This window comes from Luteimonas cucumeris (assembly GCF_007830035.1).
In the GTDB taxonomy this organism is placed as follows: domain Bacteria; phylum Pseudomonadota; class Gammaproteobacteria; order Xanthomonadales; family Xanthomonadaceae; genus Luteimonas_C; species Luteimonas_C cucumeris.
Genome location: NZ_VLKN01000003.1, coordinates 470,625 through 496,102 on the forward strand (window position 1 = coordinate 470,625; position 25,478 = coordinate 496,102).

General features: G+C 61.1%; 21 protein-coding genes and 1 pseudogene. 10 read left to right on the forward strand and 12 right to left on the reverse strand.

The annotated features are described in order from the left end of the window. Positions 1-34: 34 nt before the first annotated feature. The gene (locus IP90_RS08200; protein WP_144899117.1) at positions 35-2,395 is read right to left on the reverse strand and encodes a winged helix-turn-helix domain-containing protein; all 2,361 of its coding nucleotides are present in this window, start codon (positions 2,393-2,395) and stop codon (positions 35-37) included. Positions 2,396-3,134: 739 nt separating this feature from the next. On the opposite strand from IP90_RS08200, the gene IP90_RS08205 reads away from it, so the two are divergent. The 5 genes from IP90_RS08205 to IP90_RS08225 all read left to right on the forward strand — a co-directional run bounded on the left by IP90_RS08205 (position 3,135) and on the right by IP90_RS08225 (position 7,008). Continuing rightward, positions 3,135-3,947 carry a hypothetical protein gene (locus IP90_RS08205; protein ID WP_144899118.1) on the forward strand — a complete coding sequence of 271 codons (813 nt, stop codon included), beginning with the start codon at positions 3,135-3,137 and terminating at the stop codon, positions 3,945-3,947. A gap of 138 nt (positions 3,948-4,085) precedes the next feature. Next, a complete protein-coding gene (locus IP90_RS08210; protein ID WP_199753429.1) occupies positions 4,086-4,469 on the forward strand; it encodes a hypothetical protein in 384 nt (127 codons plus the stop codon). Beyond that, the gene (locus tag IP90_RS08215; RefSeq protein WP_144899119.1) at positions 4,466-5,146 is read left to right on the forward strand and encodes a C39 family peptidase; all 681 of its coding nucleotides are present in this window, start codon (positions 4,466-4,468) and stop codon (positions 5,144-5,146) included. The genes IP90_RS08210 and IP90_RS08215 overlap by 4 nt, the downstream gene beginning before the upstream one ends. 9 nt (positions 5,147-5,155) lie before the next feature. Then, on the forward strand, positions 5,156-5,668 hold the full coding sequence (locus tag IP90_RS08220; protein ID WP_158635305.1) for a hypothetical protein: 513 nt from the start codon (positions 5,156-5,158) through the stop codon (positions 5,666-5,668). Beyond that, on the forward strand, positions 5,665-7,008 hold the full coding sequence (locus IP90_RS08225) for an acetate kinase (RefSeq protein WP_144899121.1): 1,344 nt from the start codon (positions 5,665-5,667) through the stop codon (positions 7,006-7,008). Before IP90_RS08220 ends, IP90_RS08225 begins: the two co-directional genes overlap by 4 nt. Positions 7,009-7,390: 382 nt before the next feature. On the opposite strand, the gene IP90_RS08230 is transcribed toward IP90_RS08225, so the two are convergent. The 3 genes from IP90_RS08230 to IP90_RS08240 form a co-directional block, all read right to left on the reverse strand. Further along, positions 7,391-8,275 (reverse strand): P-loop NTPase family protein, encoded by an 885-nt coding sequence (locus IP90_RS08230; protein WP_144899122.1) that lies wholly within the window; start codon positions 8,273-8,275, stop codon positions 7,391-7,393. A 56-nt stretch (positions 8,276-8,331) separates the two neighbouring features. Then, the gene (locus IP90_RS08235; RefSeq protein WP_242007532.1) at positions 8,332-8,811 is read right to left on the reverse strand and encodes a UvrD-helicase domain-containing protein; all 480 of its coding nucleotides are present in this window, start codon (positions 8,809-8,811) and stop codon (positions 8,332-8,334) included. Positions 8,812-9,152: 341 nt separating this feature from the next. Continuing rightward, entirely contained in the window at positions 9,153-10,088 is a 936-nt protein-coding gene (locus IP90_RS08240) for a formylglycine-generating enzyme family protein (protein WP_242007521.1), read from the reverse strand. A gap of 367 nt (positions 10,089-10,455) precedes the next feature. Between IP90_RS08240 and IP90_RS08245 the strand changes: the two genes are divergently transcribed. Together IP90_RS08245 and IP90_RS16990 are read left to right on the forward strand one after the other, a co-directional pair. After that, positions 10,456-10,923 (forward strand): DUF1214 domain-containing protein, encoded by a 468-nt coding sequence (locus tag IP90_RS08245; protein ID WP_144899124.1) that lies wholly within the window; start codon positions 10,456-10,458, stop codon positions 10,921-10,923. Between the two features lie 66 nt (positions 10,924-10,989). Beyond that, positions 10,990-11,331: a DUF4136 domain-containing protein gene (locus IP90_RS16990; RefSeq protein WP_206751908.1), complete on the forward strand. Its 342-nt coding sequence runs from the start codon at positions 10,990-10,992 to the stop codon at positions 11,329-11,331. Here the strand turns inward: IP90_RS16990 and IP90_RS16840 are convergent. From IP90_RS16840 to IP90_RS08260, 3 genes and pseudogenes are all read right to left on the reverse strand, one after another. After that, positions 11,214-11,507, reverse strand: a pseudogene (locus IP90_RS16840) (DUF1622 domain-containing protein); the annotation flags it as partial. The gene IP90_RS16990 and the pseudogene IP90_RS16840 sit on opposite strands and share 118 nt — an antisense overlap. 39 nt (positions 11,508-11,546) lie before the next feature. Then, the gene (locus tag IP90_RS08255; RefSeq protein WP_144899126.1) at positions 11,547-11,939 is read right to left on the reverse strand and encodes a YidH family protein; all 393 of its coding nucleotides are present in this window, start codon (positions 11,937-11,939) and stop codon (positions 11,547-11,549) included. A gap of 104 nt (positions 11,940-12,043) precedes the next feature. Continuing rightward, positions 12,044-12,463 (reverse strand): hypothetical protein, encoded by a 420-nt coding sequence (locus IP90_RS08260; RefSeq protein WP_144899127.1) that lies wholly within the window; start codon positions 12,461-12,463, stop codon positions 12,044-12,046. A 344-nt stretch (positions 12,464-12,807) separates the two neighbouring features. On the opposite strand from IP90_RS08260, the gene IP90_RS08265 reads away from it, so the two are divergent. After that, positions 12,808-14,382, forward strand: a complete 1,575-nt coding sequence (locus IP90_RS08265) for a sensor histidine kinase (RefSeq protein WP_144899128.1) — start codon at positions 12,808-12,810, stop codon at positions 14,380-14,382. Next, on the forward strand, positions 14,379-15,002 hold the full coding sequence (locus IP90_RS08270) for a response regulator (protein WP_144899129.1): 624 nt from the start codon (positions 14,379-14,381) through the stop codon (positions 15,000-15,002). The genes IP90_RS08265 and IP90_RS08270 overlap by 4 nt, the downstream gene beginning before the upstream one ends. Before the next feature lie 306 nt (positions 15,003-15,308). Here the strand turns inward: IP90_RS08270 and IP90_RS08275 are convergent, their stop codons facing one another. The 5 genes from IP90_RS08275 to IP90_RS08300 all read right to left on the reverse strand — a co-directional run bounded on the left by IP90_RS08275 (position 15,309) and on the right by IP90_RS08300 (position 23,349). Beyond that, positions 15,309-17,624, reverse strand: coding sequence for an arylsulfatase (locus IP90_RS08275; RefSeq protein WP_199753431.1), 2,316 nt, complete (start codon positions 17,622-17,624; stop codon positions 15,309-15,311). A 255-nt stretch (positions 17,625-17,879) separates the two neighbouring features. After that, the gene (locus IP90_RS08280; protein WP_144899130.1) at positions 17,880-20,186 is read right to left on the reverse strand and encodes an arylsulfatase; all 2,307 of its coding nucleotides are present in this window, start codon (positions 20,184-20,186) and stop codon (positions 17,880-17,882) included. A gap of 177 nt (positions 20,187-20,363) precedes the next feature. Then, entirely contained in the window at positions 20,364-21,335 is a 972-nt protein-coding gene (locus IP90_RS08285; RefSeq protein ID WP_144899131.1) for a formylglycine-generating enzyme family protein, read from the reverse strand. A 159-nt stretch (positions 21,336-21,494) separates the two neighbouring features. After that, positions 21,495-22,217 carry a hypothetical protein gene (locus IP90_RS16760; protein WP_199753432.1) on the reverse strand — a complete coding sequence of 241 codons (723 nt, stop codon included), beginning with the start codon at positions 22,215-22,217 and terminating at the stop codon, positions 21,495-21,497. Between the two features lie 19 nt (positions 22,218-22,236). Continuing rightward, complete coding sequence (locus tag IP90_RS08300) at positions 22,237-23,349, reverse strand: tyrosine-type recombinase/integrase (RefSeq protein ID WP_144899133.1); 1,113 nt, start codon at positions 23,347-23,349, stop codon at positions 22,237-22,239. A 535-nt stretch (positions 23,350-23,884) separates the two neighbouring features. On the opposite strand from IP90_RS08300, the gene IP90_RS08305 reads away from it, so the two are divergent. Continuing rightward, positions 23,885-25,447 carry an arylsulfatase gene (locus IP90_RS08305; protein ID WP_144899134.1) on the forward strand — a complete coding sequence of 521 codons (1,563 nt, stop codon included), beginning with the start codon at positions 23,885-23,887 and terminating at the stop codon, positions 25,445-25,447. The last annotated feature ends 31 nt before the right edge of the window (positions 25,448-25,478 follow it).

The window sequence follows — 25,478 nt, forward strand, 5'->3', positions numbered from 1 at the left end:
CGGCCGGGTGGCCGATGCCGATCCGTGCGCGCCATCACTGCGCGTGCGCGGCCTGTGTCGCGGGATGGAGGTCGGGCGGGATCCTGCGCTCGCCAGCCAGGCGCAGGGCCTGGTCGAAGGCTTCGCGCCATTGCCGGGGCTGTCCCTGCCGGCGCGTCAGCCGCAGCTGCAGCAACGCCAGGTCGAAATCGTGCGTGGCCCAGGGCGCGACCCGGCCGACCAGCGCACCGGCTTCGGCATCTCGGCCGCGTTCCAGCAGCCAGGTGGCGTAAGCGTCGACGGCGATCGCGATCTCCTCCGGAATTCCGGCCTGCTCGGCCAGTGCCACGGCGGCGCGATAGCCGGCATCGGCGGTTGCGAAGTCGCCGCTGGCCTGCAGCGAGGCAGCGCGGGTCAGCCGCTCGGCCAGCGTGTCGCCAAGGCTCGACACGCTGGTCGTCGACACGGCAAGGTCAGCCTGCTGCGCAGCCTGCTGCCGGCGCCACTGCAGCCATCCGCGCAACCGCGGGTTCCGTTCCGGTGGCCAGGCGCGCAGCGCGGCATCGGCCAGGGACGCCGCCTGCGCGGCCGCGCCCGCGCGGCGCGACAGGTCGACCTGCAGATATTCGCGTCGCCCCTGGTCCGCTGGCGTGGTCTGGCTGGCGTCCGGCATGTCGAGCAGGCGGCTGGCCTCGCGCAGCCGGCCAGACACCATCAGCACTTCGGCACGGGTCAGGATCAGGTCGGCGCGCTGGCTCGGATCGCGGATGCGCGGCAGCAGCGCCCAGGCACGTTCGCTTTCCGCCAACGCCGCATCTGGCCGCAGCAGCTGCAGGTGTACCGCCATCAGCATCTTGCGCGTGGTCGCCAGTTCGTTGAGCGCGCCCATCGCCATGAAATCCCCGGCTGCCTTTTCCAGGTAGGCGAGGGCGTGCGCGGGGCGCTTGCGATCGGCCTCGAGGATGCCGAGGTTGGCATCGACCCGCGCCACCGCCAGGGCATCGCCGCGACTGGCCAGCTGCACGCGCGCCTGGCCGAGGTCGGCGAGGGCGCGATCGAATCGTTTCTGAAGCGAATACGCCACCGCGCGTCCGCTCAAGGCCTGCCCCAGTTCGGCTGGATGGCGGCCATCACCGGCCAGCACGATCGCCTGGTCGTAGGTGCGCTCGGCGTCCACAGGACGATCCAGGCGCAGCAGCATGGCCCCGCGGGCATTGAGCAGGCGTGCCTGGAATTGCGGATCCGCGCGCGCCTCGGCACTGGCCAGCGCCTGGTCCAGCGTCGCCAGACCGCGCTGGTATTCGCCGGCGCGGAAATCCACCCGCGCCAGCTGGTATTGCAGCTGCGGCTGCGAACGCTGCAGTTCCGGAGCCTCGCCGAGGATGCGGCGCGCGGTTTCGATTTCGTTGGCGAGCATTGCCGCACGCGCCCGCTGCAGGCGTTCGGCCAGACCTGGTGCAGCGTCCTTGTCGTTCGGTGGATGTCCGCCAAGCGGTGGCGACAGGCGATCGGCCGCCAGACGCGCAGCCTCGAGCAGATCGGCGTGCTGCGCCTGGCCACGCTGGCTGACGCCTTCGCCGTCGGTCGCGGTCAACGACACCTGCCAATCGGTGGCCTTGCGCGTGGCGCTGCTGCTGACGATCCAGCCGGCGCGCGTGGCGCGGCGCAGCTGTCGCGGCCGGTCCTTGTCGGGCTGCTCGCGCAACACGCCAAGTACGGTTTCGCTGGACAGCACCGGCAGGCCGGCGCGATGCAGGCGGTCGGCGACGAAATCCATCAGCCCCAGCCGCGCCCAGGCGACATCGTCGGTGCCTTCGACCGTGGTCGGCAGCACCAGGATCGCGCTGCTCGACGAATCGGCTACCGCCATATTTTCCGGCACCGGCGTGGACGCGGGGCGGATGTCCGTAGAGGGATGCAGCCAGGCCCAGCCGAGCAGGCCCAGCACCAGCAATGTCGTCAGCACGGCCAGGCCCAGGCCCGGCAGACGCCAGTTGCGTACGCTCGTTTGCGGCATGTCGGCGAGCGGCGAGGGTGGCGCCCAAGCGGCCGGCGTTTCGGCGGCGCCTGTCTCCAGTCCCTCGGGATCGCCAGCCTGATCGGCCCAGGTCCGTTCCAGCCAGCGAAAACCAAAGCGCGGCACGGTGCGTATCGAACGCTGCTCGTGGCCATCGTCGCCGATCGCGCGGCGGGTCCTCAGCACGATCTGCGCGAGTTGCGCATCGGAAACATCGGCGCGGCCGAACACCGCGCGGACCAGCTCGTCGCGGCTGACCGCGCGGTCACGATGTTCGATCAGGCAGCACAGGCACTCGAAGACCCGCGCCGGCAAGGCCACGGCTTCACCGCGCAACCGCAATTCGCGGTTGGCGAGATCCAGCACGTAATCCCCGAAGCGATAGCGGACGATGGTCATCGAGGGCGATAGGTTATAGCCAGCGTCGCAACCTCATCCGTGCCGGCAGGATCCCGGTCGCGCTACCTTACTTTATAAATGAACCCTAATGCTTTGTATGAAAAGGAATTCGTGGTGCCTGGCCGGATACCAGCGTATCCGCATGCCGCAGTCAGGCAAGCCGTCGTTTGGAGGCGCACGCATCGGACCTTCATTGGTCATGCGGCTGCGTCATTGCACGAAGGCCGCAGAGCCGGCAATCGCCAGCGCAACGATTCCCTGAGGTTTCATGACCTTATATCTGCCGTGTATCGACTACCTCGCGCGATGTTTCGTTCTTGAAGCATTTTCAGCACGTCGCCCCGGGTACGTCTTGCGGCACCTGACGCGCCTCGATGCCACCAAACGCTTGCCCAGTCTGGAGGGCAGACCCGCGCCATGTTTCGTTGTTGAAACATTTCCTGTCGCCGCGGACCTTTTCAGCAGCGTTTGGCGTGAAGCCCTCGTCAAGACAAAAAAACTTATTGTTCAACAACATAGCGTTAGAAACATGAATATTGAAAGGCACTAAACCTGCATGTCTCCCTCTGCGTCGTCAGCGGACGCCACCCCCGGGTGCCCGATCGGCGTGCAGGAGATCAAGAATATGCATATCCGTAAAACACTCATCGCGTCCGCGGTGCTCATCGGTCTTGGTATGACCGGACAGGTCTGGGCCCAGGCGGATAACACTGAAAATGGCCCTGGACGCAATGTCCAGGTGGCGGTCGACCTCGACGCTTCCGACAACAGTACCGGCAACAACCGCGACAACGATGGCTATGCCGAGTCCAACGGCTACGGCACCACGGCGGCGAACAACAACAGTACCGCCACCGCGAATTTCTCCAATGCATTCAATACCAGCAATGCGATAGCCACCACCCAGCTGGACGGCTACGTCACCGACATCCGTACCCATCACATCGGCAACTACGCCAACAACAACGGTAACGCCAACGGCGGCGCAGGGGGCCGCGGCGGTGCTGGCAATGGTGGCAACGGCAATGGTGGCGACGGCAATGGTGGCAACGGCGACGGTGGCCGCGGCGGCGATGGCGGCGATGCCGACAGCTATAGCGGCGATGCCGGTGCCGGCAACCTGGCCTATGGCGCCGAGGGCGGCAATGGCAATGGCGGCCGGTCGCGCGAACGCGGCGCAGGCGATTCCACTGGCGGTGACGGCACCGGCGGCTCCGGCGGTTCCAACAGCGCCGGTTCGGCCACAGCCTCGACCGGATCCAACAGCGCCACCGGCGGTGCCGCTGGCAGCGGTGGTTCCGGCAGCGGTGGCTCCGGTACCGGTGGTGCCGGCATGGGCGGCTCCGGCACTGGCGCGGCAGGCGGCAGCGGCGGCAGCGGCGGATCCAACATGGTCGACGCAGGCACTTTCGACATGTCCAACGACATGACGGGAGCCGGACAGTCGGCGGCCGGCATCATGGTCGCGGCCCAGAACAGCGGTATCGCATCGCTGATCCAGCAGGGCGTGACCGTGCAGGCCAACCTGACCGTCGGACCCAGCGCTCCGTAAGCGCTTGCACAGATGCGCCGCGAGGCCCTTGGCCTGCGCGGCGCATCGCGTGTCTGCATCGCACCCGCTTCGTGCGGGTGCGTCCTTGCCGTGCAACCGCGGCTGCAGATGCGACACGCGTGTCTAAGGAGAAGGAACATGCCTGCATGCAAGGCAGTGCTGGCCATCATCGGCATGGCGTTCTCGGCGCCGGTGCTGGCGGCACAACAGGCGACGACAGGGCCGACGCCGGAACAGGCCACGGCCACCGCGCAACGGAACGTGGCGGGCATCGGCCAGGCGCTGAGTCCGGATGCGCTGGATCAGTACCGTGGCGGCGATTCGGTCGACAACGAAGTCCGCATCAACGGACAACTCGACAACAACACCGCGCAGGAAATCGTCAGCGGCAACAACACGCTGGCGGGCGACGCGTTCTCCAATGCCAGCGGCATCGCCACGGTCATCCAGAACAGCGGCTCGAACGTGCTAATCCAGAACGGCATGGTCATCAACGTGCGGTTCGCCGGCTCCGGCCCATGAGGGCAGCCGCGCTTCCGGCGCTGTTGGCGTTGCTGCTCGCGGGCCACGTGCACGCGGGCGAGACCGAGGTGCGCGCCGGCAACGGCAGCTACACGCTGCGGCTGACCAGCTTGAAGGAAGCGCGTTTCAAGACCACCGTGCGCCAGCAATACGATTTCAGTTGTGGCTCGGCCGCAGTGGCGACCTTGCTGACCTACCAGTACGGCCAGCCGGTCACCGAGTCGGAAGTATTCATGCGCATGTACGCCAACGGCGATCAGGCCAAGATCCGCGAGGAAGGCTTCTCGCTGCTGGACATGCACCGCTATTTCGAATCGATGGGTTACCAGGCCGACGGCTTCGAGTTGCCGCTGGAAAAACTGGCCGAGGAGGGATTGCCGGCGATCGTACTGCTCAACGAGCGCGGTTACCGCCATTTCGTGGTGGTCAAGGGATTGCGCAATGGACGCGTGCTGGTCGGCGACCCGGCGCTGGGCACGCGTGCACTGTCGCGCCAGCGTTTCGACAAGCTCTGGGACAACCGCGTGCTGTTCGTGGTCCACAACCGGCGCGAACTCGCGCAGTTCAACGCTGGCAAGGATTGGCGGGTGGCGCCGGCGGCGCCGGTCGATCTTGCGATCCAGCGTGGCGGCCTGCAGGACATCCTCATGTCGCGGCGCGGCCCGGGCGATATCTGAGCCATGGCCATGCACGCACACGGACGCGAATACAAAAGCATGCGATGGCTGGCGTTGCTGCTCGCCGGCGCGGTGATTGCGCCGCTGCATGCGCAGGACGCCACCGCATCGAATGCGTTGGGCACACCGGTCGCGTTCGACCGGCTCGAAAGCATGCGCGGAGGATTCGATCTTCCATCCGGCCTGCAGGCGTCGTTCGGCTTCGAACGCGTCGTCTATCTCAATGGCGAACTGATGGCGACCACGCGCGTCCATATTCCCGACATCAGCGCCATCACTCCGGAACAGGCGCAGGCGCTGGCTGCTGCCCGGCAGACGACGCTGGTGCAGGTGGGCGAGGGCAACACGTTCCAGGCTTCGTCGATGGCCGGCGGACTGGTGATCCAGAACACGCTCGATGGCCAGGACATCCTTGTGTTGACCACGCTGGACGCAGGCGTCGGCACGCTCGGCCAGTTCCAGGACTTCAATACGCAACGCGCATTGCATGACGCGCTGATTGCCGCGCCGGTGGCGCCTTGAGCACGTCACGAGGCCGGATCACGGCCGGATATGCCTGCCTGGCCGTGGTGGCATTGGCCGGTGGCCAGGCGAGGGCGCAGCAGGCCGATGGTGTTTCCAGTTCGCATCTCGATGAATTGCAGCAGCAGGTTACTGCGCAGACGCAGAAGCTGGAGTTGCTGCGCCAGGCCCTGGCCGAACAGGAACGCGGCGTCGCGGAACTGCAACGGGCGTTGAACCAGGAGCGCCTGGCGGCCGCGCGGGGCAGGGGAGGTGCGTCGGCTGCCCAGGAAAACACGCCGATCGAACCGACGCTGGCGCAGTCGCAGGCGCAAGCCTCGCCGACGCCGGCACAGGATGCGCCGCCCGCGCAACCGGTCGGGCGCGCGCCGGAACCGGAAACGCGTCCGCCGGAAGTCGCACAGATTTTCGACCAGCCCGGCGTGCTGACGCCGGGTGGCACGTTCGTGCTGGAACCGTCGCTGCAGTTCGGCTATTGGGCCAACGACCGCGTCGCTTTGGTCGGCTACACGGTCATCCCGGCAATCCTGATCGGCCTGATCGACGTACGCCAGGTCAAGACGACGTCCGGGATCGCCACGCTGACCGGCCGCATGGGCCTGGGCGACCGCTTCGAACTGGAAGCCAAGGTGCCGTACATGTACGTGAGCGGCGATACGGTCAGCCGCGAAATCTTCACCGGCAGCGCCGTCGACCGCGTGTTCAACGCGACAGGCCACGGCCTGGGCGATATCGAAGCGACGCTGCGTTACCAGATCAACCAGGGCGGCATGGATGCGGCCTACTGGATCGGTTGGCTGCGCTACAAGAGCCGCACCGGCAAGGACCTGTTCGAAGTCGTCACCGATTGCGTGACGCGTTGCGTCGGCAATGCCACCGGCACCGGCCTGCCGCTCGAGTTGCCGACCGGCACCGGTTTCGAGGCGCTGCAGCCCGGCGTGACCTGGTTGTATCCCACCGATCCGGTGGTGTTCTTCGGCAGCTTCAGCTACCTGCACAATTTCCCGCGCGACAACGTTTCGCGGCGCGTGCTGGGCGGCGCCGAGGAATCGCTGGGCGAGATCGATGCCGGCAACATCTATGGCTTCAACGTCGGCATGGGCCTGGCGTTGAACGAAAAGGCCTCGATCAGCCTGGGCTACGACCAGAGCATCGTGGGCAAGACCCAGCAGAACGGCAAGGACGCCGCCGGCGCAGTGCGCGTGGTGCTCGGCACGCTGCTGGTCGGCGCCTCGTACCGCTACAACGAACGCAGCACCCTGAACCTGTCGCTGGGCGTCGGTGTCACGCGCGACACTCCGGACCTCACGCTGACGGCGCGGCTGCCGACCTCATTCTGAAACCATGGTCCGCGCACCCGGTGGCGCCAAGGCAGGAGGGCACAAGCTGGGTTTCGGCCTTCAGCCCAGCGGGCAAGCCATGTGGCATGCGCCATAGTTAATTTCGCAATCTTGGTACTTATAGATGCTGTTGCGCAGCAAGTACATCGGCTAGTAAAGGCTATTGTTAGCGAATGATACTACTAGGTGTTGCCCGCTAGTAAAGTGCGCCTCTGTTGCGTGCTCAGAGAGCACCCCGCGCAACACTCCGACTTACGGCGCATGGCATAAGGTACGTAAAAGCTCATCGCCTAGTGCCTCTGCTGCACCTCAGCGGCGGAGCTGGTCCAAGACAGGCCGCACACATCATCCCTCAGTTGGCGGGGAATCCACGACGACGCATCTAGGCCACGCCAACCTCACTAAATCCCCTGGCGACCAAAGCGGGGCGAAGGGCATCGAGCGCAGTGGTAGGAACACCCAACCACACCAGATTCCTCGCGCGTGTCACGGCCACGTAACCGATGCGACCCAGCTCCGTTTCCGCACCCCGCAATAACGTTTCGGCGTGATCCTTCTCGGCGAGGTACAGCACTGCATCGAGGGTTTCGCCTTTGACCTTATGCACGGTGTGGATGCGTAAGTTCGCGTGTGGGCCGGTGGCAAGGTCCGCACCTGCGTGCAGCGGTGCGTTCGTCAGTTCGGTCTTGGCTAGTCGGCTGCCTAGGTTGGGCACTGGCTCAAGTCCATGATCTTCTTGCAGGCGCGCCATGAGGGCACGGATGTTCGCGAGCAGTTGCGGCTGCCACTGAGTGTCGGCCACCAGCGTGGATGCCGGCAGTCCCGTGCCCGGATCGCGCGTGAAACTCCAAATGATGCGTCGCACCGGTTTCATCTCCGGGTGACGAGTCGCCTGGGTCACGGAGGCGAGCCACCCGTCCCCGGGCTTCTTCAATAGGCCAGCTATATAGCCGGCGACGACTTTGAATGCCCCTGAAAAATCCCGGTGCTGATCACGCAGCAGGGCAGCGCGTGCGAACTGCTTAACCAGCCCTTGCCCGATCGACGCGTCGGCACCGACTAAGGCGGCAGCGGTCGCACTGGCACGACAGACCACTGCGGACTTATCCACGCACAGGCCTGCCGCGGCAACAGCGGCCTGAAAAGCGACCAGAAGCTTGTCTCGATCGGCCTTCTTGTAGCCAATGAAAAACGCGCCGTTAGATTCCTCCGGCTTAGGCCGATCCGCCGTATCAACCCGGCTCGCCAAAGCGTTGGCCAATGCCACGACAGACGGGACTGAGCGAAAGTTTCGGGTCAGCGCGGTCCGTTGACCATAGTCGGTCAAAATTGGCCGTCCGCGCCCGCGAATTCGTAGATGCCTTGCGACGGATCTCCAATCAACGTTACCTGTGTCCCGGCGTTGGCGAGTTCTTGCAAGATCGCCTGATGCACCGTGCCGATGTCTTGCGACTCGTCAATGAGGACGTGCGGGTAGCGCCGAACTAGGGCTCTTAAAATCAGACGTTGGCGCTGCAGGGTGCGCAAAGCCCACACCTGTCCCAATGAGTGGGTGTAAGCCCCGATAGCACCCAGGCGCGCGACAACCGCCGTGCCCCCATTGATCGGGATCAGCGTCTTGTTCATTCGGAAACTGAATTGCGTGGTGCCGCCATGATGATTCGCGACGACCTTCTCGACCTTATCGTGAGGGACCGGGAACGCTTTTTTTCCGTTCGCCGGTTGCGCCCAAAACAGGAAGTCCTTGTTCTTCAGGAACGGCTCTGCGCCGGAGATCAGGAAGGGGGCTCGCGAGCAACCCATGGTGCGCACTGAGCTAGCTTCCCGTGGGAAACTGGCGACGACCGATTTCGATTAGGCGCCGTTATCGGGGGTAGGGGACGGGTGCTTTCGACCGAGACTGTGTGAAAACTCCCAGAGAGTTTTCGGTGATTAAAGAATGATCAGTTTCGTGCTTTTTCCACGAGCTTCGTAGAGATCTTCTTGCGTACTCGGCCTGAGATTCAAGCTCGCGCCACATCGACTTGATGTTTTCACAAAGCCTCGACCCAAAGCGGACATGGAGTCTTGGTGCGCAAGGACTGTGGCAACGCTCTTTTTCAGAAACGACGAACCATGCGATTCGCTTATGCTCGTCGGTAGCTTTAAGTACCCGATGTTGCTGAACAAACGCAGCGGAACCCGATATCGCCCGCCGGGTTGTCGATCGCCCTCGCCAGGCGCGCAGGGGGGCGGTATCGCGGCGAATGATGAGGATCGCAAAGATGGGAGCCGCCCTTCAGGACGCGACGCGGCACCTGGCCATTCGCACCGAACATCAGGCAACTTTCGACCGCATTGGTGATCTTGGGGTTTCGCCGGATGGTGTGGGTTCTCGGGCGATCATGTCGCGGGCTCCAGAAGTCGGCGGTCCACTCCCATACGTTCCCGATCATGTCGAATATTCCGAACAGGTTCGGTGGATATGACCCTACCGGTGATGTCCGCAGATAGCCATCTTCGGCCGTATTCTCGTTCGGAAACGATCCCTGCCAGGTATTGGCCATGTATGCACCTCCCGGAGTGAGCTCGGCTCCCCAGGGGTACTCGTCCTGACTCGTCGCCCTGGCGGCGAATTCCCATTGCGCCTCGGTGGGGAGTTCCTTGCCTGCCCAACGGGCATAGGCTTGGGCATCCGCATATGCAACATGCACGACCGGATGATCCTCGAGCCCACGGAGATCGGAGCCCCGCCCGAGCGGATGCCTCCAGTTCGCATCAGCAAGGAGGCGCCAGGCGTGCCGCTTCGCGTCGCCATGCATCGGGGATTCCGGGAGGAAAACATGCGAACCATGCTGCGATGGAAAGGATGGGCCTGCAGCTTCATGAGCCGTGCCAAGTCCCAGTTCCGCGAGAGTGACGTGTCCCGTCGCTTCAACGAAGGTCGAGAATTCGGCGTTCGTCACGGGATGGACGTCCATGTGGAAGCCATCGACCATCACTTTGTGGGCAGACGTTTCTTCCAGGAAGTGATGATCAGACCCCATGACGAACGCGCCGCCCGGAATCCAGACCATCTGCGCGGGTGATCTGCGGTTCAAGTGCCACCTCCCGAGACGTTCGCGCGTCGTTCGGATGATCAGACGAACGATGAAACAAGCCGTAATGAAACCATCTGCGGCGCGCTTTGTATCTCCGGAATGCTACGCATGCCTGCATCAGTAGATTCGCTCACCCGATGCACGGGATGCGTCGCGTGTCGTGGCGCCGGACCGCAGTGCGGGGATATTGGCCAGAGGTTTTAGCTCATTCGCGCGTCGCTGGCGGAGCGTTCGATCAAGTGGCGTTTGGCGATCTAAGTATTTCTGCGTAGCCACGTCTGTCGCTTCTCCGAATATCCCGGCCCCGGTCGAGTCTGCATACTGAGATCGACGCAGATCCTCAAGGGTGCGTCTCGCATCTGGCGCCATGCGGCAGATGGACTTCAGAAGGTTCTCGGGATGGGAGCAACGAAAAGATGGTCATTCGCGTGCTGGACGTGCGGCTTCTGGTCGCACTGGGAATCGCAACGGTTGGGGGCTGAACCCTGACAAGGATGCGATCTACCTGAACGTGTTCCCGGAACACAACGACGGCAAGACGCCTTATGAGTTGACCGTGGGTGATGTGCCCGTGGATGCGTTCTGGTCCATCACGGTGTACACGAAGGAAGGTTTCTTCCAGCCCAACTCGCTGAATGCCTATTCCATCAACAGCATCACGGGAAAGAAGGGCGCGGACGGAACCATCACGGTGAAGTTCGGCGGCTGCACCGCCGACAGTGTGAATTGCCTCCCTGTCACGCCCGGCTGGAACTACATGGTGCGGTTGTATCGCCCGCGTTCGGAAATCCTGGATGGCAGCTGGACCTTTCCCGTCGCGACGCCGGTGCCTTGAGCGTGGCGATGGCCTCTTCGATCGTTGGAGAATGACGTGAAATAGCTGGCGACCTGCCTGCTCGCAATGCTGCTGGCCGCTTGTGCCAGCACGCCCACGGTGAGCACGGATACCGATCCCCAAGGCAACTTCGCGGGTTACAGGACGTTCCGCTGGATCCAGCCGCCACAGGATGTTTCTCCGCTCCTGGCGCAAAGGATCGTCGCGGGCGTGAACAGCCAGTTGGTGGCACGCGGCTGGTCGGAGGCGGCAGACGCGGACGTTGCCATTGCGGCCCACGTGGCGAAGGTCCGGATCAAGGCGATGGCACCGAGCTGCGCGATGGCGTGCCAAGTGGGTGCGATGGAGGACTCAAGGATGTCGGCTCCGAGCTGCAGAGTCAGCCCCGCCACCAGCCAGCGCGCATAACCAAGCCAGATCTGGCGGGATTGCTCCGTGCGTTCGGACGGCGGGGTAGACAGGAGTCCAAGTGTCCTGCCCACGGCCAGGAGGGTGGCCACAGTGATGACGACCAGCACGACTGCTTCGATAAAGAGGACAACCAATCCTGTCGTATCGGTGACGATCACTTCCAGGAATTCCATGCGTGCGCTTCCGGAAAAGAGTGTGGTCGGGGGCGGATATCACCCGAACGGGTGGACGCCAAATACCATGCTGCAGATCGCCAGGATGCCGACCAGCAGAAGCGCGCAGGCCACCATCAGCGTCATCGAGACGGGGTAGGGGCTGAGCCCACGGATCTGGCTGGAAACGATGCCTTCCTCGCGGTCCGCGCGCAGTGCTCGCATGAATTGGATGTGGTAGGCGATCCCGACGAAGAGCATGCCGATTCCCAGTGCCACGAGCGCGGTCCCGAAATTGCGCGGCGCGTTTGCACCGATACTGACTTCGCTAAGGCTTTGGACGCTGCTGAATACCTGGAAAATAGTGAAGCCGAAGCCGATCAGCGACAGCGATGTTCGAATTACCGACATCAACGTCCGTTCGGCGGCAAGGCGAGTGCGTTGGTAAGCCATGCCCGTCCGGCGGGCCCCCATTTGCACGGAAGGATTGTCGGCGTGGGGAGTTTTCGTTGGACTGTGTTCCGGGTGGGGAAGCATATGATCTCCGTGAATTTGACTCACTGTCCTGCGGATACCCTGCGACGGCGCACGACGCGAGCCAAGCGCGCGATCGGGCCGCGGAAGATCAGATAGGGGAGGAAGCCGAGGACAAACGCGATGTAAAGTGCCTCGAGCGGGCGCACCAGTCCCTCCATGGCCTTGTACTGGTACACCGCGTCGATGAGGACGCCGAGCAGCAGGATGCGTCCCGTCGAGCGCAGGCCATCGCGCAGCGCCGCGCGTCGTGATTGCGGGTCGGTCGAGGCGATGCGCCAAAAATAGGGCGTGATGCCCGTGCGTGAGTCCTTGATGCCGTCGCGCGTCGCCATCAGCAGTGACATCAGCGGCTGCAGGATGAAGCGAAAGGCGAATGGGCCTTCGGGCCTGGCCAGGATTTCGGTCCAGAAGGTTCGCGTCAAGTCGAGGAAGGATTCCATGAGTTCTTCGTCATTAGCAGCATGGCCGGAACGATTCCGGAGGTAGCGATACGTGCGCCTGTGGATTCGCCAATCGAACGGCGTACTAGGATTTTCTGGACGAAAACCATTGTTATCAATCCGCAAACAACCACGAATTGCGCGGTCGTTTGACATGGATCGGCTCAGTAGAACCACTGAGCTGGCGTGCTGCGCAGGTCACATAAGTAGATTCACGTGGGCAGCGCTGCTTGATTGAGTATGTGGGCTCTTGCAAACTCGCATTAAGGGGAGTCACGGAACGTAGCTGTCCAGAGCTCTGGAGCGTCATGGCCGCACTCAATAATTTGGCAGGATAGGCCGACATGGCCTGGCCCAGGACCCCGGACCTCATGCGGTCGCGCCTTGGCGCGACGGGCGTCGGGTACGCCTGTGGACTGCTGGGCCAGGTGGCGTCACACGCGTTGTTCGTGCGCCCGGCCGAGATCACGTCGATCTGGCTCCCTGGCGGGCTGGTCATGGCGTTCCTCATCTGCCGGCCGCCCGGACGTTGGCCCTACCTCTTGGCCGGATTCGTCCTCGGCGGCGTGTGCGCGTTCGCGCTGCGCTCGGGGATGGTCGTCATTCCCTTGCTTGGCTACCTCTGGTTGTCCGCCTGCATGGCGGCAGGTGCGGCGACGGTCAAGCTGGTGCCCGGACAGGTGACGATGTTTCCGACCATCAGCCACCTTGTAAGGTTCTTCCTTTACGTCGTCGTGGGGGTTTCCTGCGCCTGTGCGTCCGGGTTCATCGGCGTGGTGTCCCTGATCCGCGATGACGTTGCCATGCCTCGTTTGTGGGTACTGAGCACGACCGCGTACGCAGTTGCATTCATGCTCATCACCCCGCTGGCCGTTGACCTGATCCGCTCGAGATTCCCCCCTTGGCGCGATATCGGGAGGCAGGTGATCGGATTTGCGCTTTTCAGCATCGGGTTGTGGATTCTGTCGATCCTGGCATGGCATGCGGTTCCATCGAACCTGAGCAGTGTCCCACTGGCGCTCTTTGCCCCCATCCCGCTATTGATGCTGGCGGCGTTCCAGTTCGGGAGATTTGGTCCCAGCGTGGGCCTGATCATCGCGTTCCTCCCGGCGATCGTGATCGCCACCAGGCTGGACAAGGCGGACACGTTCGAGGTCGGTCTGGTAAACAGCTACATCATGCAGCTCTGGACCCTGGCTTGCGGTGTCCTTGTCCATGCCCTGGCTATTCAGGCAAGGCAAAGGAACGACATCCTGCAGAGATTGTCTGTTACCAGTGAAGAGAACAAGAGTCTGGCGGCAAGGTTGATGCTGAGTCAGGAGGAACAGAGCATCCGCCTCTCGAGAGAGCTTCACGATGGCGTGAATCAGAAGCTGACGTTCTTCTCGATTGCGCTCAGTGCATTGAAGCTTCGCAGCCCCGTGGAACTGCATCCTCCTATCGAGGAATTGACCACTGGGGTTCGTGGTCTCATCGACGAGGTCAGGGAAATTTCCCACAGCCTGCATCCCGCAGCGCTTGAGCACGCCGGTCTCGCGGGAGCGCTCGACGACCTGGTCAGGATGATCGATGGCAAGTGGGAGGGCGAGATTGCGCTCATGGTCGAGATCGACCCGGATGCGAACCCCTTGACGGGAGAAAATGCCTTGTGCTTCTACAGGGTAGCTCAGGAAGCCATTCGCAATGCAGTCCAGCATTCGGGGGCCCGCGGGATGAAGATCATGCTGGTGGCGCGAAGCAATCGTTGGCGCTTGCGTGTTTCAGACAACGGTCGGGGATTTGCGCCAGATGGCGTGAACGTGCGCAGTGGGCTCGGGTTGTTGAGCATGAGGGAGCGGGTCAAGTCAGCAGATGGCCGCCTGTACATTCGATCACGTCCTGAATTTGGAACGAGCATAACCGTGGAGATGCGGGCATGACATCGCGACAAAGACCGTTGGTATTGCTGGCCGATGACCATCGCATGGTTGCCGAAGGCATAGCGAGCCTCGTATCCAAGGACTACGACCTCCTGGACGTGGTGAGCGATGGCGAGGCGCTGTTCGAGAGTGCAGTGAAGCACCAACCCGATGTCATCGTGACCGATGTCTCGATGCCGAAGATGGGAGGGATTGAAGCCATCAAGCGCCTCATGTCCGCGGGTCACGATATTCCCGTGATCTTCATGACCGTACACAATGAGCCGGCAACAGTTCGCGAAGCGATACAGAGTGGAGCGCGGGGGTATGTCCTGAAAGCTTCCGCGGGCGACGAGCTTCTGAAGGCGATGCAAGAAGTTTGCAGTGGCCGTGTCTACGTAAGTCCTGAGTTATGGCCATATATCTCGGGTCAGCGCCAGGTGCCATCTTTGACGAACATGCAGAGTCGGGTACTCGGCCTTCTTTCGTCCGGAATGCGATCGCGCGAAATCGCGATCGAGCTTTGCGTATCGGTGAGAACCGTGGATTCGCATCGGTACGCCATCATGCGGACGCTCGGTGTCACCAGCAGTGTCGCGCTGATACGCGAGGCTGAGCGGCTCGGTTTGATCAAGCGTTGAAGGGCTTGGGGGCCGTTTCGAGGCAACGGATACGGCAGGTGAAATCGCGCCGAGGCTGCCTGGTTTGCGCTGTCGAATTTGTGGATGGTGCGGCGGCAGTTGCTGCCGCAGATAGGGTAGTTGTGCCCACAGGACGGGAAATGCCGTCCTGCAGTGCAGCTATCGACCGGTAGGTTGCCGATTTCTTTTCTGGTAGTCGGCGGAGGCGGCTCAAATACGGGAGGTCCGGGTGTATGAGCGAATCATTCAGGCCTTCCCTAAAGGAAATTGCCGACCAGACACAGGCGTATCTGGCCGGCATCCCCATCAAAGATATTTCACATGCAGGGCATGGATCTTGCCATTGAACTTGAATGGCGCGCGGTCGAAATAGGCTTCCGATACCGGAGAGTAACTATCCATGCCGACATCGAAGGCATCGTTGGTGGTGAAGAACAATGAGGGCGAGCGCGGCACGTGTGCCTTGGCCACCTCGGCACCATCCACCCGTATCGTCACGTCCACCGGCGTAACCGGCCCAACAGGACGGATCGATTCGACTTCGATCTTCAACCGGCCATTGGCAAGCGGCACGGCCGATTCAACGCGCGTGCGCTCGACCTGGAAGGTATTGAACTCGAAGTACAGCTTACCTTTGTCCACCCACAGCGCCACACCACCGGAATACCCGCCCAGCGCGTACAGCACCCCCTCCGAGCCAGCGTCAATATCGACATCGATCGTTACCAGGTTGCTGGCCGAACCGAGCTTGGGTGCATTGAACTCCGGAACGGCAGTGACGTCCTGGGTGTAGTGGAATTCGGTGGCCGGATTGCGTGGACTGTATTCGGGGTGAAAGACTGTCGACCAAAGGCCACCGCCGATCGGGAACGCCTTGTTCTTGCGCGCATCTTCGTTGAATGCCGCCACCATCTCTTCAAGCTTTTCGGGCTGCTGTTGTGAAAGATCCTTTGCCTGCGAATAATCCTTGGCGATGTCATAGAGCTCCCACACATCGTCTTCCGGCGTCCAGTCGAAGATCTTCGGATCAAAGCCCGGCTGCCACGGGATGCGCGGACCGAATGCAGAGGCGAACCAACCATCCTTGTAGAAGCCACGACTGCCCATTACCTCGAAATACTGGTAGGGCTTGTTCTCTGCGGCTTTGGCGTCGTGCAACGAAGCCAACATACTGACGCCATCCATAGGTTCCTGACTTACACCATCCACCACTTCTGGCGGGGTGATGCCGAGCACATCGTAGATGGTCGGCACCACATCGTTGACATGGTAGAACTGCGCGCGCGGCGCAGCGTCGTGCTTGATGCTCTTGGGCCACGACACTGCCAGGGGTGTGCGAGTGCCGCCGAAATGCGCGGCCACCAGCTTGGTCGAACGATGTGGCGTCGATCCCGCCCAAGCCCAGCCGGCGTGATACATGTTGTCCGTCTTCGGTCCGCCCAATGCATCCAGTCCGCCGATTTCTTCCAGCACACGGAGATGGTCTTTGGTTTCGGTACTGATGCCGTTCTGCGCCATGATCTCGCTGATCGTGCCATGCTGTCCTTCCGCGCTAGAGCCGTTGTCGCCCCAGATATAGAAGATCAACGTGTTGTCGTTGATGCCTAGCGCCTCAAGCTCGTCCAGCAGTCGACCAGCCTGGGTGTCGGTATGCTCAAGATAGCCGGCGAACACTTCCATCAACCTGCGCTGGAACGGACGCTCGCTCTCGGGAATTTCATCCCAGCCTTGCATGCTGGGATCGCGCGGGGTCAGCTCCGTGTCTGCTGGAATCCAACCGAGTTCCTTTTGACGAGCAAAGATACTCTCGCGCTCAATGTCCCAACCGGCATCAAACTTGCCTTTGTACTTATCCGCCCACTCCTTGAAAATATGGTGCGGGCCATGCACGCCACCCGGTGCCCAATACATCAGGAACGGCTTGTCGGGTGCCAGTGCTTTATGGTTGCGAAGCCACTTCACCGCCTTGTCAGTCATGTCCTCGGTGAAGTGGTAGTGCTCATGCTCTGGTGTTTCGATGCGAAGCGTGTTTTCGACAATGGCCGGCTCCCATTGCGACGACTCGCCTGATAGAAAGCCATAGAAATAGTCGAAGCCCACCAGATGCCCGGTCGGCCAACGCTCAAAGGGGCCAACTGCCGAGGTGTCGGTGGCAGGTGTGTTGTGCCACTTGCCGAATGCGGAGCTGGCATAACCGTAATGCCCCAATACTTTCGCAATCGATGCCGTGGTCGCGGGCCACGCTCCGGTATAGCCATCCCAGTCGTTTGCGAACTCAGCAATCTGCCCGAAACCTACTCTGTGGTGGTTGCGACCGGTCAGTAGCGAGGCGCGCGTAGGCGAGCACATCGCCGTATTGTGGAAACGATTGTAGGCAACACCACTCTTTAAAACTCGCTCGAACGCAGGGGCGTGGACCGGCCCTCCCAAGGATGAAGCCAATGCGGGACCCGCATCGTCGAGCATGATGATAAGGATATTGGGTGCATCTTCGGGCAAATGGCGTGGCTGCTCGCGCTGGAAGTACTCGGAACCCTTCATCGTCAACCGTGCTTGGGGCGCGGGCGGGTCAGGGAAAGGGAGCTCTTTCCCGGCGGAAGCAGCTTTCTTGACGTTGCTCATGTAGGTGTTCTCCAGTGCGTGAAAATGGATGTGGTTCAGTTCGATTTGCTTCTCATGCAGTCGCGGGCAATTGGATGGATCCATCGTGGATAAATGAATGACTTTTGGGGAAATTGTTTTTCTTCACGCGGACATGATTGGCACGGCGACGGTCGTAATCGGATTAAATTTCATGATCCGCACGCCCGGTTGCTGGGCCCGCCCCACGTTTTGATGCGGGAGGCATGCGCGACCAAGCCTCCCCCAAAAGCGCGGCTAGATGTACGAAACGCGAACCTCTCCGATCGTTCCAGTGAACTTGAACGGCGCACGCTCGGCATAGTCGAGCGAGACAGGTGAGCCCATCGCCATGCCAATGTCGAGGCAATCATTGGCGGTGAACCCCAACGCAGCGCTCCTGGGTATCTCGCCTTCGGCGACCACCCGATCATTCACCTTCAGTTTGACCAGGATGGGGCCCGCTGGCCGGGAATCCTGGCGCGTGGTTTCAATCACGATCTGAGCCTTGCCCACAGGCAGCTTCGTGGATGCCCGGATCTTGGTCCGCTCCACCAGGAACAGGTTGTGCTCGTAACAGAGCACTCCATCGTCGACGAAACACGTCAGACCACCGGCTGCGGAGCCGAGTTTGTAGAGTACGCCGCTTGCATGCTCGGGAATGTCGCAATCAATGACCACCCGATTGGGGCGGTTGCCGAGCGCAGGGGCGTTGAACTCGGGCATCCTGACAAAGTCGCCGGAGAAGGTCCATTGCGTGTGCGGAGGGCTGATCCTCTGCTCCGGGTGAAGCACCATGACCCAGAGTCCGCCTCCGATCGGCAGCACATTATTGTTCGCCGCCTCGATGAGGAACAGGTCCTTGAGCTTGGCGAGTCGCTCGGGTTCGGTGGATGCCAGGTCATTGGCCTGCGTCCAATCCTCGGTGAGGTTGTAGAGTTCCCAGATATCGTTGTCCGGGTCCCAATCGTGAATGCCGGGGGGCGTTCCCGGGACCCAGGGGAGTCGTGGCCCAATGGCAGAGGCCATCCAGCCGTCGTGATAGATCGCGCGACTGCCCATGATCTCGAAGTACTGCGTCTTGTGACGCCCGGCCTCGGTAGCGCTGTCGAAGGTATAGGCCAAGCTGCTCCCGTCCATCGCATCCTGCGGTACACCATCGATGCTGCTGGGAGGCGCGATGCCGACGACGTCCAGGATCGTGGGAACAATGTCGTTTACATGATGGAACTGTGGCCTGGGCATCGGGTCCGCCTTGATTCCTTTCGGCCAGCGAACAACCATCGGATTCCGGGTACCGCCAAGATGCGAGGCGAGAAGTTTGGTTCCCTTGTACGGCGTGCTCCCGGCCCACGCCCAGCCCGCGTGATACTGGTTATCGACCTTGGGAGAACCCAGCGCATCGAGCCCGCCCAGTTCTTCGAGCGCATCGATGTGTTCCCGGACGGTCGTCTGGATGCCATTCTGGGCAAGCAGCTCACTGATGGTGCCGTTCTGTCCTTCTGCCGACGATCCGTTGTCGCCCCAGATATAGAAGACCAACGTATTTTCGCCGTATCCCAGGCGATCAATCTCATCGATCAGCCTCCCGACCTGAACGTCGACGTGCTCAGCATAACCGGCCGCCACCTCCATGAGACGCCGCTGGAAGGGGCGCTCGTCCTCGGGAATACTGTCCCAGCTTGACAGGGTGTCGTGACGCGGCGTGAGCTGCGCGTTCTGCGGGATCCACCCCTTCTCCTTGGCGCGATGGAATACCCGTTCACGGTAGGCATCCCAGCCATCGTCGAACTTGCCTTTGTACTTGTCGGCCCACTGCTTGTGGACATGATGAGGCCCATGAATCGCGCCACTGGCCCAATACATGAAGAACGGCTTGTCCGGCTGGCAGCCCTTGTGATTCCGCAGCCAGCGCATCGCGTCGTCCGCCAGATCCTCACTCAGGTGATAGCCCTCCTCAGCGGTCTTTGGCGGCGCGACATACGTTGTGTTCCTTACCAGGTTGGGCTCGTACTGGGAGGCTTCTCCGGCCAGGAAGCCATAGAAGTATTCGAATCCGAGCCCGGTCGGCCAGTTGTGGAAGGGTCCCGCCACGGTGGTTTCTTCGGCTGGAGTGTTATGCCACTTGCCCCAGGCACCCGTGGAGTACCCGTAGTTCCGAAGCACGTCGGCCACCAGTGCACTGCTCTTCGGGATATGCCCCGAATACCCGTCCCAGTCGTTGGCCAACTCTGCGATCTGGCCTGCACACACACGATGATGGTTCCGCCCTGTCAGCAAGCTAGCGCGCGTCGGGGAGCACATTGCAGTGGTATGGAAGCAGTTGTACGCGATCCCTTGGGCGCTCAGCTTCTCGATTGTCGGGGTGTTGACCTCGCCCCCGAAAGTGTGCGGAAGGCCAGGCCCCGCATCATCGATCAAGACGATGAGGATGTTGGGAACGTCGTCATCAAGGTGCGCTTCCTGAGGAAGGGGGTTATAGACGGATTCCTGGATGGTTTTCGCGGCCCTGCTGCCTGAAGGCGTGCGCGGGAATGGGAGGGACTGCGGAGTTTTTCTGGTCATGCGTTGCTCCAACGGTTTGGATGGATGCTGCTGGATAGGTGAAATCCGTAATGGGTAACACCGAAGGCTAGTCAGCCTCCTGGGGACCAGCTGTACGAAGTGGATATCGGCAACGGAACGCCCGCCGCGCGAAAAGGATGCTGGAGTATTCGCGCACCATGTCCATCTTCATCCTCCTTATTGGGATACTCTGATAACGCAGCGGAAACCGACATGACTGGTAGAGGTGTCGGTTGGTTCGGGATAGCGTGCTGCGGGCCGGTAGCGCTGGCAGTAGTTCGGAGCACACAGGTGCGAACCACCCTTGAGCACCATTCGTGGAATCCGCACGCTCGGTTGCTGCCAATCAATGCTGGAGTCGACATCGATGCTGCGCGGGTTGCGCGGGATGCAGCAGGACTTTCGCGCATCGTCTGGATGCGTCTGTGTCCAGTAGTCGCACGTCCACTCCCAGACGTTGCCGATCATGTCCCGCAGGCCGAAGGCGTTTGGCGGGAATGCATGAACCGGCGACGTACGTTCGTAGCCATCTTCGCAGAGGTTCTCCACCGGGAAGCCCCCCTGCCAGGTGTTTGCCTGATGGATGCCGCCGGGTGCGAGCTGGTCCCCCCACGCATACTCGGTGTTGCTGCCGGCCTTGGCCGCAAATTCCCATTCCGCCTCGGTGGGCAGCTGCTTTCCTGCCCAGTCGGCATAGGCCTTGGCATCGCTGTAGGCGATGTGCACGACGGGATGGTCTTCCAGTCCCGCGAGAGTGCTGCCGGGGCCGAGTGGATGGCGCCAGTCGGCGCCGAAGACGTAAGACCACCACGCCAAGCAATCGTTGAGAGCCACCTGCGCGGAAGGTGACGTGAACACCAGCGAGCCTGCATGTAGCATTGAGGGGTCGGCGTCGGGATAGTCGCGTGGATCCGGAGCGACCTCTGCGTGCGTGACGTGATCAGTCGCTTTGACGAATCGCGCGAACTGGCGATTTGTTACCGGCGTCTCGTCCATGTAGAAGCCGTCTATGTTGACGCGGTGCGCCGGCGCTTCTTCCAAATAGTGGTGATCGGATCCCATAACGAAAACGCCGCCGGGGATCCACACCATGTCTTGGGCGGGTGCTTCTGCCATTGCGGCGTCCAATGCGCGTTGGATTTTGGCCATTACCCGATTCAAGCATGCAATGTTCTCGACTACCATTCGTGGAACATCGTCTTTCGAATCAGTAGTTTTACGTAATTGCATTTGTGCCGGGCATCGTGACCGGTGTCTCGATGCCGAAGATGGAGGGATTGAAGCCATCAAACGCCTCATGTCCGCAGGTCACGATATTCCCGTGATCTTCATGACCGTACACAATGAGCCAGCAACAGTTCGCGAAGCGATACAGAGTGGAGCGCGGGGGGTATGTCCTGAAAGCTTCCGCGGGCGACGAGCTTCTGAAGGTGATGCAAGAAGTTTGCAGTGGCCGTGTCTACGTAAGTCCTGAGTTATGGCCATATATCTCGGGTCGCCGGACCGAACGACAGCGTATTTGTCTTTGAAGGGGAGGGGGAGGGCGGATATCACCCCGTGGTAGGAGTCAGCCCATTGATTGAGTCGATATTTGCATAGCAGTCGCAGGATCGATTTCGCGCACGCGTACGCTTCCGCCGGCAGGTCGCGTGCAAAAAATGCAGCCCAGAACGATCCTATTTCTGTTGGTGCCACCCCCAACAAATTGACGATTCCGGCCTCGCCGATTGCCTTGCTGCCAAGGGCGTACTTGCTTGCCGACGATGGAGCCAGTCCTTCACCCAGGAGGTACAAGAAGACGTGTTTTATTAACAGGGCGAGTTGCTCTGGCAAATGATCAAAACCAACTTTCACAACGCGGCCATCGATATGGACCGCAAAACATTTGGCAGTGGTTGGATCTCGAATTGATCGTTGCTTTTCGTCGAAATCGTCGTAGTACCGAATCACCGGAGGCAACAACGGTAGTTGAGCAACTATTTTGCAAGCCCCAGCTTCCAACTGCCATTGAACATTTTCACTTCTAGCCATGTTGCGCTCCAAGCGTGGCCTAGGACGGGATCGCTCTTAGAACGGCAACTCTCTCATCTAGCGCGTCGTTCCAGACTGACGAGAGGCGATCTTCAAACACTGCCCGGGCGTAGCGAACTGGCATCTGTGATTCTCTGGACCAGCCGAAGAAGGCGCGCAACTTCTGCAGGGCTTCGTCCATCGAGTCCCCTTGCTGGAGCAATTGATTCAGCCGCACCACGGCGCACGTGTGGCGGAGGTCATGGGGTGTGACGGACTGTTTTCCGCTGCGGTCCTTCAATTCTTGGCGGATCGACGGTGGCAGGCAGGCGGATATTTTTGCGAACATCTTCGTCACTGATTCGGTCGACAACGGGCTGTTTTGCTGTGTGTTCAGCAGGAAGGCGTGACTTGGCTTTCCTCGATAGTTTTCGACGTAGGTTTGGATCAGTCCAGCGATCGCGTCACTCACCGGCAGTTGACGGACCGAACTCGCCGACTTGATGCTGGGCTTGGAGTACCTCGGATCATCATCGTCGTCGGAATATTGGCTTTCTTGCACGTCCAACCAGCAACGGGATCGCTGCTGTCTTTCATCAAAGGCGTTTTTGATCACGTCCGCGGTAAGGAGCAGTAACTCGCCGCGTCTAAGGCCTTGGTGGAGCATCAACAGGAAGGCCACGAAGGCGAGCCACCGGGTATGCCTGCGTGGAAAGGGATTGCTGGCAGATGATGGGTCCAGGACTTCGTATAACGCCTGGACTACGCTCGCCGGCAGCGATCGGACCTGATTCGTGTGCCTGCTTTGACGGATGTGCAGTTGCCCGTACAGATGGGACAAGCGATGCAATCGGGCCTCGATCTGTCGGAGGCGGTCGGTCGAGAGCGTTGTCTTGGACAACCAAGTAACGACCGACACGACGAATTCAAGCCCAGCTCGCCAGCGCGACTCGTCCGCTGGGCCCACGGAGGGTTGATTTCGGATCGATATGAACCAGGACTCCAGGATGTCGGCGAGCACGGCATCGTTCAGGCTGCCCAACGCGTCATCTAGCGCATGGCTGCCAAACAGACGGTCCGCATGACCGTACAGATTCTCGATGTACCGAAGTTTCTTGATCTGGCTGGATGCGGCGAGGTCGTGGTTGGCCATCAAAGCCCAAACACCAGCCCAGTACCGTGGCAACCTTTGAGCATCATCAATAAGCAAGGCACCGCGTAGCGAGCTTGGAACCAGAGGATCTGTTAGCAGGCAGAGCATAGGCAGATCCCAACAAGCCAAGCAACCTGATTTGTACCATTAATCATGCTTACTGTTGCGGTCAAAAGGAGCTAAAAGCGGTCTTCCACGCAACACTAAGGGAAGTACCACTTTTTCGCATAATGTATATTATGTAAATTCGCAGATGGCTCTCCCGGCTGTTTGGCAGGACATGCAGCCGCTGTCATCTGATTTGCGGCAGCCCCACTCGCGCCGTCCCAGGTCTGAGAAACCCCGACCGTCCACACATGAAGCTGGCGCGGAACGTTGCAGAAATGAAACGCCTCTCCGACGCGCGTACACGCAATGATGCGTGAACAAGATCTTCGCATTCCAATCGCTAAGTTGAATGTTCCGCCAGCTTTCGTTTGCCTTTCTCGGAAGCTGCACGTATCGGACAGCAGTCCGGAAACAGGAGAACGCGGCAATGGCAAAGAAGACTGGGAAACCGAACATCCTGGTGATATTCGGTGACGATATCGGCTATTGGAATGTGGGCGCTTACACCCACGGCATGATGGGCCGCACGCCCAACATCGACAGCATTGCCGAGGAAGGCATGCTGTTCACTGACCACTACGGCCAGGCCAGCTGTACGGCAGGGCGTGCCGCCTTCATCACCGGCCAAGTGCCGGTGCGAACAGGCATGACCACCATCGGCATCCCCGGTTCCAGCCTGGGCTTGCAGAAAGAAGATCCGACCCTGGCCGAAGTGCTCAAGGCGCAGGGCTATGCCACTGCCCAGTTCGGCAAGAACCACCTGGGTGACCGCAACGAGTTCCTCCCGACCGTACACGGTTTCGACGAATGGTTCGGCAATCTTTACCACCTCAACGCCGAGGAAGAGCCCGAGCAACTCGACTACCCAGGCCAGAAGAATCCGGAATACACCAAGAAATTCGGTCCGCGTGGCGTGCTTCACGCCTGGGCCACGGACAAGGACGACGCGACCGAAGATCCGATCTTCGGCCGCGTCGGCAAGCAGAAGATCGAGAACACCGGGCAGCTCACGCGCAAGCGCATGGAAACCTTCGACAGCGAAGTGCTGGACAAGACGCTCGACTACCTGGATCGCGTCGGCAAGGAAGACAAACCCTTCTTCGTCTGGTTCAACACCACCGCCATCCACATCTGGTCACACTCGCCGGAGAAGTACATCAAGAAGGCGGTCGACGAAGGCCGCGCCGAGCAGGACCTGGTGCGTGCGAAGATGATCGAGCACGACGAGCAGATCGGCGTGCTGTTGAACAAGCTCAAGGAACTGGGCGTTGACGACAACACCATCGTTGTCTACACCACCGACAACGGCAATGAACTGATGCTGTGGCCCGACGGCGGCTACGCGCCGTTCCGTGGCGAGAAAGGCACCACCTGGGAAGGCGGGCTGCGCGTGCCGTGCCTGGTGAAGTGGCCCGGACAGATCAAGCCGCGCAGTTATTCCAATGGCATCCAGAGTCACGAGGACCTGTTTGTCACCCTGGCCGCGGCGGCCGGTGCGACGACCGTCAAGGAGGACCTGCTGAAGGGCCACGACATGAACGGCACCAAGTACAAGGTGCATCTGGACGGTTTCAACAATCTCGACCACTGGACTGGCAAGTCGGACAAGTCCGCGCGCCGCGCCTTCTTCTACTACGACGAGACCGACCTGATGGCGGTGCGCGTGGATGCCTGGAAGATGCACATCGGCATCAAGAAGGACGGGATCTGGTGGAACGACAAGACCTATCCGAACGTGCCGTACCTGTTCAACCTGTTGATGGATCCGATGGAGAAGATGGATCCCGAGTCACACGAGTTCGGCTACATCGGCCGCAAGTTCTTCGCGCACAAGATGTGGGCCCCGAACGCCGCCAAACCGTTCATGGCCGAGCACGTACTGAGCTTCCAGAAGTACCCGCCGCGCCAGGGCGCCGACTCGCTGAGCGTGCACAAGGTGATGGAGAAAGCGATGGCCCAGTTGGAGAAGTCGAGTACGACCAACAACTGAGGCCTGTCGTGTCGGACGCGATGCAGGAACC